The following is a 9,218-nucleotide window of genomic DNA, read 5'->3' as shown; positions in this document are numbered from 1 at the left end:
GTGTCCCGGACGGTCGCGTACCGGCCGTCCGCGCGGCCGAGGTGCCCGACGCGGTGGACCGGGAACCGGACGATCGGGGTGCCTGTTGGCGGGTCACGGGCTCGCCGTAGCGCCGGGCGCCGGCGCTCGAGCGGCCGGGGGCGTCCGAGACGGGAACCGGCCGCTCGGGGGTGTAGGGGCGCGGATCCGGGAGGGTGAACCACCGTCGCCGGCGACGCTCCGGGGAACTGAGGATCGCGGAGATGGCCTCGGGCTCGTGTCGTGCGCAGTTGGCGAGGAGTCCGAGGGACACCAGGGTGACGACCGCCGAGGTGCCACCGTTGGAGATCAGCGGTAGCTGGAGGCCGGTGACCGGCAGCAGGCCCACCACGTACCCGATGTTGATGAACGCCTGGAGGACGATCGTCGTGGTGATGGTGCCCGCGAGCAGTCGCCGGAACGGGTCGGCCGAGCGCAGCGCGATGCGCATACCCGCCCATCCCAACGCCAGGTACAGCGAGACGACGACCGCTGCCCCGAACCAGCCCAGTTCCTCTCCGATGATCGCGAAGATGAAATCGTTGGTCGCCTCGGGGAGGTAGAACCACTTGGCACTGGACTGTCCCAGGCCGACCCCGAACAGGCCTCCCTCGGCCAGCGAGAGCATCCCCTGATACGACTGGTACGCCGACCCCTGCGGGTTGGAGAAGTCCCCGACGAAGGTGTTGGCGAATGTTCTGACCCGTTCGAACCGATAGGCGAACGTCACCGCGAGCACTCCGAACACGACGGTGCCGAAGGCGATCACCCACACGAAGTGTCGGGTCGGATACCCGGCGAACCACAGCACGCACAGGAAGGCGAGGGTCACCGCCGTGGCCATCCCGAGGTCGGGGGCGACGACGACGAGGGCGGCGACCACCCCGTACCCGACGATGGCCGGGAAGAGCAGATCGAGCCAGTACCCGGTGCGTATCCGCTTGGCCACCACCGACGAGGCCCAGACGATGAACGTGAACTTGGCGATCTCCGCGGGCTGGATCGCGAAGAACCCGAGGTCGATCCATCCGCGCGAGCCGTTGATCTCCATGCCGACGCCCGGGATCAGGACGGCGATGAGCAGCCCGATGGACACCAGCAGCATCGGTAGCGCGGCGGCCCGGAGGAGCTCGAACCGCATACGCAGGGCGACCAGGAACCCCACCCAGCCGATCGTCACGAAGACCGCCTGGCGGAGGAAGATGTCGAAGGGTGTACCGCCACCGGAGAACGCGAGGACGTTGGAGCTCGAGAGCACCATGCCCAGGCCGATCACCGTGAGCAGTGCGGTGACCACCATGACCACGTGGAAGGAGGTCAGCGGTGCACGGTTGATCGCCGCCAGCGGCGCGGCGATACGGCCCAACAGGTCGGGCCGGGCCACGGCGACCTGATCCTCGACGTCGTGGCCACTGTCGGTGCCGCCCCGGCGAGCGGATTCGTGAAGTGCCATGCCCTACCTCCCGGCGACCCGGCCCACGGCGAGCGCGAAGCTGCGCCCGCGGTGACCGTAGTCGGTGAACATGTCCATCGACGCGGCGGCGGGGGCGAGCAGCACGGTGTCGCCTCCGGTGGCCATCCGCGCGGCCTCGGCGACCGCCCGGTCCATCGTCTGCTGCGGCTCGTCGGGAGCCGCCGCACCGTCATCGTCCCCCGAGGCCAGCTCCACGACGGGCACCCCCGGCGCGTGTCGGGACAATGCCTCCGCGATCCGCGCCCGGTCGCGGCCGATCAGTACCACCCCGCGCAGGACGTCCGCCACCTCCGCCACCAGGGGGTCGACATCGGCGCCCTTGAGCAGTCCGCCGGCGAGCCACACCATCATCCCGCCCGCGAGCAGCGACGTGCGGGCCGCATGCGGATTGGTCGCCTTGGAGTCGTCCACATAGCGGACCCCGTCCACCATGTCGACCAGCTCCGCGCGGTGCGCGGCGACCGTGAACCCCCGGAGTCCGGCGGCGACGTGCTCCGCCTCAGCCCCCACCGACATCGCCACCGCCGCGGCGGCGAGAGCGTCGAGTACGCCCGCGGGTCCCGGCGGTCGGACGTCCACGGCCGGCAGCAGTGGCACCATGTCGTCGGCCCCGCGGTCACCGATCCGCGCGGTGAGGACACCGTCGACCACCCCCAGCTCACCGTCACGGGGTGCGCCGAGGCGCACCCCGATCCGCGTGGGCGCGGGCGCCTCCTCCAGTAGTCGGGAGGCGATCGGGTCGTCGTTCCCGGCCACCGCCACCCGCCCGGTGAGGACGCGGGCCTTGGCCGCGGCGTAGGCCTCCATCGACCCGTGCCAGTCCAGATGGTCCTCCGCGACGTTGAGGACCACCCCCACGTCGGGTCGGCAGCTCGGCGCCCAGTGGAGCTGGAAACTCGACAGTTCAGCCGCGAGCACCTCGACCCTCGGCTCGGCGAGCAGGACCTCCGTCACGGGCAGGCCGATGTTGCCGCACGCCCGCACGGCCATGCCCGCCTCCCGGCAGATCGACTCGAGCATCGAGGTGGTGGTGGTCTTACCGTTGGTACCCGTCACCGCAAGCCAGGTCCGCGGCGGCCCGAACACCCCGGCCGCATCGGCCCGCCAGGCCAGTTCCACGTCCCCCCACAGCTCGAGGCCGGCCTCGGTGGCGGACAGTAACAGCGGGGAGTCGGGCCGCCACCCCGGGCTCGTCACCACCAGGTCGATCCGCCCGGAGCCGGTGTCGGCAATCATCTCGGCCGCGCGATCGAGGCCGACGCCGGTACAGCCCACCCCCTCCGGGAGCGAGGCCTGAAGCAGCGCGACGGCGTCCGGTCGCGAGTCCGCCACCACGGGCTCGGCGCCGAGCGCGTGGAGTATCCGGACCGCCCCCGGGCCGGACACCCCGGCGCCGAGGACCAGGACGCGGGCTCCGGTGAGATCGCGGATGCCGAGACCCCGCGCGGTCGCTCCGGTCCCTGTCGTGCGGCGTGCTGTCGCCTCGTGCTCTCTCATCTCCCGCTCTGTCACGTCCGTCACCCCGATGTGCTCGCGAGCCAGTCACCGTAGAACAGCGCGATCGCCAGGCCGCAGGAGATGGCCACGAGGAGCCAGAACCTGATGGTGACGGTCGTCTCGGCCCACCCGCCGTTCTCGAAGTGGTGGTGGATGGGAGTCATGCGGAACGGACGACGGCCGGTGGTGCGGAACGCCGCGACCTGGATGAGGACCGAGACGAACTCGATCACGAAGACCGCGCCGACGACGACCATGAGCAGCTCGGTGCGCGAGACCACCGAGACGCCTGCGACGATGCCACCCAGGAACATCGACCCCGTGTCGCCCATGAAGATCTTGGCCGGGGCGGCGTTCCACCACAGGAAGCCCAGACACGCCCCGAGCGAGGCGGAACACACCACCGCGATGTCGAGTGGGTCACGCACCTGGTAACACCCGGACAGATCCACCCCCTCCGCGGTGGAGAAGCACGAATACCGGAACTGCCAGAAGCTGAACACGACGTAGGTGCCCATAACCATGGCCATCGACCCGGCGGCCAGCCCGTCCAGGCCGTCGGTGAAGTTGACCGCGTTGGACCAGCCGTAGACCAGGATCACGATGAAGATCAGGAAGACGACCACCGGGAAGGTCACGGCGACGAAGTCGCGCATGTAGCTCAACGAGCGGCTGGCGGGGGTCAGCCCGTCGTCGTTCCGGAAACCCAGGACCAGGATGCCGAACGCGAGAGCCGCGAGCACCTGGCCGACGGTCTTGGACAGGATGCCCAGACCCTTGTTGTGCCGCTTGAACACCTTGAGGCCGTCATCGATCATCCCGACCGCCGCCAACGCGGTCGCCAGCCCGAGAATGAGCAGACCGGAGGCCGTGAATCCCCCGCCGCCCACCGTCACCTGTCCCACCAGCCCGGCCACGATGTAGCCGAGCCACACCGCGGCGAGGATCGCGATCCCGCCCATGTTGGGGGTCCCGCGCTTGCTCATGTGGGACTGCGGGCCCTCCAGCCGGATCTCCTGCCCGAAGCCGTGTCGACGGAAGTAGATGATGAGCACCGGGGTGAGGAAGATGCTCACGACGAAGGCGACGATGCCCGCGACCATGATCTGGGTCATTCGGACATCTCCTCACCACGCGTCGCGAGCACATGCTCCGCCACGCTCCACAACCCCACTGCCGCAGAGGCCTTGACCAGCACGATGTCCCCCGGCTGCAGCTGTTCGTCCACGAGGGCGCACGCCTCCTCGGCGGTCTCGACGTGCACCGCCTCCGACCCCCACGACCCCTCCTGCACCGCACCCTGGTACAGCGCGCGCTGCGGTCGACCCCGGCCGACCACCACCAGCTGGGACACGTCGAGGCGCACGAGGAACCGACCGATGAGATCGTGCTCCCTCACCGATTCCTCGCCCAGTTCGGCCATCTCGCCCAGGATCGCCCAGGTCCGACGGTGGCCCCCGCCCGCCCGCGCCATCACGGCGAGCGACCTGAGCGCCGCCCGCACCGAATCGGGGTTCGCGTTGTAGGAATCGTTGATCACGGTGACGCCGTCGGCGGTCACCCGCACGTCCATGCGGCGCGCGGACGCGGCCCGCGCGGTGCCGAGGGCGCCGGCGATCGTCGAGACATCCATCCCGCAGGCCAGGCCCACCGCGGCGGCCGAGAGGGCGTTGCCCACCTGGTGTTCACCGTGGACCCGGAGGGCCACGTCGGCCTCGCCGTCCGGGGTCACCAGGCGGAAGGAGGCCCGGACCTCGTCGTCCACCCGCACGCCCTCGGCGCGGAGGTCTGCGGACGGGCCGGATCCCACCGTCACGACCTCGGCGGAGGTCCGCCCGGCCATGCCCAGGACCCGTTCGTCGTCGGCGTTGAGCACCGCGACCCCTCCATGGGCCGCATCCGGCAGGGCCTCGACCAACTCACCTTTCGTGGCGGCGATGACGTCGCGCGACCCGAACTCACCGAGGTGCGCGGTCCCCACGTTGAGCACCACCCCGATCCTCGGGGGCGCGATCTCCGCGAGCTCCCGGATGTTGCCCGGCGCTCGCGCACTCAGCTCGAGCACCAGGAAGTCGGTGGACTCATCGGCGCGGAGGGCGGTCCAGGGGTGGCCGATCTCGTTGTTGAACGATCCGGGCGGCGCGATGACCGTCCCGGCGGCGGAGAGGACAGCCCCGATGAGGTCCTTGGTGCTGGTCTTGCCCGAGGAGCCGGTGATCCCGACCACGACGAGCCCGTGGTCGGCGACCAGCCTGTCGACGCTGGCTCGTGCCAGGGCTCCGAGTGCCGCGAGCACCGCCGCCCCGGACCCGTCGGAATCCGCGGCCAGGGCCATGGCGTTGGTGACGCGCCGGTCGACGGGGGGCACCACGATCTGGGCACCCCCCGCCCCGGGGACGTCGGTGACCTCGCGCGCGACCAGAGCGGCCGCCGCCCCGGCCTGCAGAGCGCGGCCGACGAACTCGTGGCCGTCGACCCGCTCGCCGGGCAGGGCGAGGAACAACCCGCCGGGGTCGATACGACGGGAGTCGAACTCGACGGAACCGGTGACCGCGGTCGAGGGGTCACCTCCGACCAACCGCCCGCCGACGATCTCGGCGATCTCGCCGAGGGTGAGGTCGATCATGAGGTGTTGTCCTCCGTCCGGACCGATGGGTCGGTGTATTCCATGCGTCTGATGAGCTCCTCGGCCGCGCGGGTCCGGTCGTCGAAGGGGAAGACCACTCCCTCGATCTCCTGCCCGGTCTCGTGGCCCTTGCCCGCGATCACCACCGCGTCGCCGGAGCGGGCCCAGTCGATCGCCGCGGCGATCGCGGCTCCCCGGTCCGCTATCTCCTCGATGCCGGTCCCCTCGCCGGCAGCGGCCTCGGCACCCGCACGAACCGACGCGCGGATCGCGGCGGGGTCCTCGCTGCGCGGGTTGTCGTCGGTCACCACCACGAGGTCCGCGACCTCCGCGGCCGCCGCACCCATGAGAGGTCGCTTGCCCGGATCCCTGTCCCCGCCCGCGCCCAGGACCACTGCGACCCGTCCCCGGGTCTGCGCACGCACGGACCTCAGGACCGCGGCGACCGCGGCCGGTTTGTGGGCGTAGTCCACGAGGACGCGGAAATCCTGCCCACGGACGACCGGCTCGAGGCGCCCCGGCACCCGCACGCTGCTCAGTCCGGCGGCCGCGGCCCGAACATCGAGACCGAGGGCGTCGACGATCGCGAGTGCGACGAGCGCATTGGTCACGTTGAACCGGCCGAGGAGCGGTAGATCGACCTCCACGGTCACCCCGTGCGGCCCCCACGCGGCGAACGCCTGCCGATCGTCGTCGGTGGTCAACGCCTCGCCCGCCGTCCAGTCGGCGGACCCGCGGGGATCGGCCGAGACGGTCACCGCGTCCGGTCGGGCCGCCAGCAGTCGTCTCCCCCAGTCGTCGTCGACGACGATCACGGCCCGCTCGGCGGGCCGCACCGCGGAACCCGGGTCGGCGTCGGAGTCGAACAACCGGGCTTTGGCCCGGAAGTAGTCCTCCATGCTCGGGTGGAAGTCGAGATGATCCTGGGAGAGATTGAGGAAGGCGCCGACGGCGAACCGTGTCCCGTCCACCCGACCGAGCCGCAACGCATGGCTGGAGACCTCTGCGGCGACGGCGCGGGCACCCCCGGCTCGCATCTCACTCAGCAGCGACTGGAATTCGGGCGCTTCAGGAGTCGTGAGACTGCTCGGCAGGTGCCGTCCGCCCACCCTGCTGCCAGTGGTGCCGATGAGTCCCGCCACGAGGCCACAGCCCTCGAGCGCCGACTCCACGAGATAGGTCGTCGTCGTCTTGCCGGACGTCCCGGTGATCCCCACGACGTCCAGGTCAGCAGAGGGGTCACCGACGACGGCCGCCGCCACCTCGCCCAGAACGGACCGGGGTCGCGGGTGCACCAGCACCGGGACGCGGTCGGCCACGGGACCCATCAACTCCAGGCCCTCGGTGTCGGTGAGTACGGCCGACGCGCCCGCCTCGACCGCCGTCGCGCAGAAGGAGGCGCCGTGGATCCTCGACCCGGGCAGCGCGGCGAAGAGCGTGCCGGTTCCCGCGTCTTGGGCCCGGATGGTGGCGCCGGTCAGCTCCGCGTCGGCTGCCGCCCTGTCACCGAGGAGGCTCGCCTGCACCGCGTCAGCCAGCTGTGCTGCTGTCGTCATCGCCTGTCCTCGACCCGCCTCTCGTTCTCCGTGACCCCTCGTGAACCCGCTACACGCTACCTTGCCGGTCGCGCGTCACTGCGCCTGCAGGATCAGGTCCGCCGCGGGGGCGGACGGCGGGATGTTGTCCCGGTTGACCAGCCACGAGGCGATGTCGTGGAAGAGGGGCGCGGCGGATGCGCCGAGAGTGCCGCGCTGTGGAGCGTCGAGCATGATCGAGATCACGTACCTCGGATCGTCGGCGGGCAGGATGCCCGAGAAGGTGATCCAGTACCGCGAGTTGGAGTAGCAGGCGCACGAGGGGTCGATCTGCTGGGCGGTGCCGGTCTTCCCGCTGATCTGGTACCCCGCCACCGCGGCCTGGGGGCCGGTTCCCGCCTGTGCCCCCGGGCCGGACTGGACGACCGAGCGGAACATGTCACGCACTGTGCGAGCGGTCTGCTCGCTGACCACCCGCTCTCCTTCCGGTCGATCGGCCTCGTGGACCTCACCGTCCGGGTCCACCCGCTCGGCGACGATCCGTGGCGGCACCCGGACCCCGTCGTTGGCGATGGCCTGGTAGATGCCCGCCATCTGAAGGGTGGTCATCGACAACCCCTGCCCGATGGGCAGATTGGCAAAGGTTCCACCCTGCCAGTTCTGCAGGTCGGGTACCAGACCGTCAGACTCGCCGGCGAGTTCGATGCCCGACCGCTGACCCAGCCCGAATTTCCGCAGGTACTCAGAATACGATTCCTTGCCGACGCGCTGCGCCAGCATGAGAGTCCCAACGTTCGAGGACTTCCCGAAGATTCCCGTGGTCGTGTAGGGCGTCGGCCCGTGCTGCCACGCATCGGAGACGGTCACCCCCTCCATGCTGATGCTCCCGTCCACCGAATGGACCTCGCCCGGGTCGGTCAGTCCGGCCTCGATCGCCGCGGCGGCGGTGATGATCTTCTGCACCGAGCCGGGCTCGAAGGGCGAGGTGATCGCCGGGTTGCCGAGGTCCGCCCCGCGCTCGAGCTCGGCGCCGATGCCCACCGCGGGGTTGAAGGTGTTGTCGTTGGCCATCGCGCGGACCTCTCCGGTCTCGGAGTCCAGCACGACCGCCGACGCGCTCTGCGCACCCGAGGAGTCCTTGGCGGACTGCACGGCCTTCTGGACGTGCCACTGCAGGTCCGCGTCGAGCGTCAGACGGATCGTGTCACCGTCTCGTGGGGCCGAGACGTTCCGCAGGGTCCCCGGGATCACCGTGTCGTCCTGGGCACGGTCGAAGGTCTGGCGGCCGTCCTCACCGTCGAGCTCGTCGTTGAAGGACGCCTCGATGCCCTGTAGACCGATGAGCTTCCCGTCGTCGCTCTTCGACGTGGCTCCCACCACGTTTGCCGCGAGGGCTCCGCCCGGGTACTCGCGGATGTCCACCCGTTCCGCACCGATCATCGGAAACTTCCTGGTGATGGCATTGGCCTGGGTCACGTCCACGTTGCGGACGAGGTAGGTGAAACCACCCTCGGAGGTGAGTTTGGCCTCGATCTCCGACCGGTCGATCTTCTCCCCCAGCACGGACTCGAACTCGTCAGCGATCTGCTCGACCAGCTCGTCCCAGGTGGGGTTGGTGCGGTTCAGTTCCCTGCGCGCTTCGGCGTTGCGTTGCTCGACCAGCGGCTGGATGGACAGGTCCCGGGCCTCGCGGGTGAACGCGATCGGGTCGCCGTGGACATCGACGATCGCGCCGCGGGTGGCGGGGAGCACCTGGTGGACCTGTCGTTGGCTCTCCGCGCGTGCCGCGAGCTCGGTGCCGCCGATCGTCTGGACCCACAGCAGCTTGACCAGCGCTATCACCATGATGACGGCGAAAGCTGAGCGCATCCACGTGAACCGCCGGTCCGTCGAGTCGGCGGTGAGGACCCTGCCGGACCGGGTGGGCGGCCGACCGTCGTCCGAGCGGCCGCCGCGAGATGCCCCCGAAGGGACCCGCGGGCCCTGTCCCGGATTGCGTCGATCGGTCATCGAGGGGCCTTTCGCAGGTCGTGTCGTCAGTAGAGCGGGCCGGGGACCGGCGCGAGTG

Annotated in this window: 6 protein-coding genes; all 6 read right to left on the bottom strand. The window is 70.5% G+C overall.

Translation table 11 applies throughout. From position 1 onward, the window contains the following. The coding region (ftsW, locus tag IY392_RS06490; RefSeq protein WP_228549102.1) for a putative lipid II flippase FtsW at positions 1 to 1,471 on the bottom strand (1,471 nt) is incomplete at its 3' end. 3 nt (positions 1,472 to 1,474) lie between these two features. Then, positions 1,475 to 3,013, bottom strand: coding sequence for a UDP-N-acetylmuramoyl-L-alanine--D-glutamate ligase (gene murD / locus IY392_RS06485; RefSeq protein ID WP_107756215.1), 1,539 nt, complete (start codon positions 3,011 to 3,013; stop codon positions 1,475 to 1,477). Beyond that, positions 3,010 to 4,104: a phospho-N-acetylmuramoyl-pentapeptide-transferase gene (gene mraY / locus IY392_RS06480; RefSeq protein WP_107756214.1), complete on the bottom strand. Its 1,095-nt coding sequence runs from the start codon at positions 4,102 to 4,104 to the stop codon at positions 3,010 to 3,012. The genes murD and mraY overlap by 4 nt, the downstream gene beginning before the upstream one ends. Further along, positions 4,101 to 5,615 carry a UDP-N-acetylmuramoyl-tripeptide--D-alanyl-D-alanine ligase gene (murF, locus tag IY392_RS06475; protein WP_107756213.1) on the bottom strand — a complete coding sequence of 505 codons (1,515 nt, stop codon included), beginning with the start codon at positions 5,613 to 5,615 and terminating at the stop codon, positions 4,101 to 4,103. Before murF ends, mraY begins: the two co-directional genes overlap by 4 nt. After that, positions 5,612 to 7,171 (bottom strand): UDP-N-acetylmuramoyl-L-alanyl-D-glutamate--2,6-diaminopimelate ligase, encoded by a 1,560-nt coding sequence (locus IY392_RS06470; protein ID WP_194860798.1) that lies wholly within the window; start codon positions 7,169 to 7,171, stop codon positions 5,612 to 5,614. Before IY392_RS06470 ends, murF begins: the two co-directional genes overlap by 4 nt. A 75-nt stretch (positions 7,172 to 7,246) precedes the next feature. Further along, entirely contained in the window at positions 7,247 to 9,160 is a 1,914-nt protein-coding gene (locus tag IY392_RS06465) for a penicillin-binding protein 2 (RefSeq protein WP_182613396.1), read from the bottom strand. Positions 9,161 to 9,218: the final 58 nt, after the last annotated feature.

This window comes from Dietzia sp. SYD-A1, assembly GCF_015356725.1.
Classification (GTDB): Bacteria; Actinomycetota; Actinomycetes; order Mycobacteriales; family Mycobacteriaceae; genus Dietzia.
The sequence above is the reverse complement of the archived record's forward strand: the minus strand, read 5'-3'. Positions and strand labels throughout refer to the sequence as shown.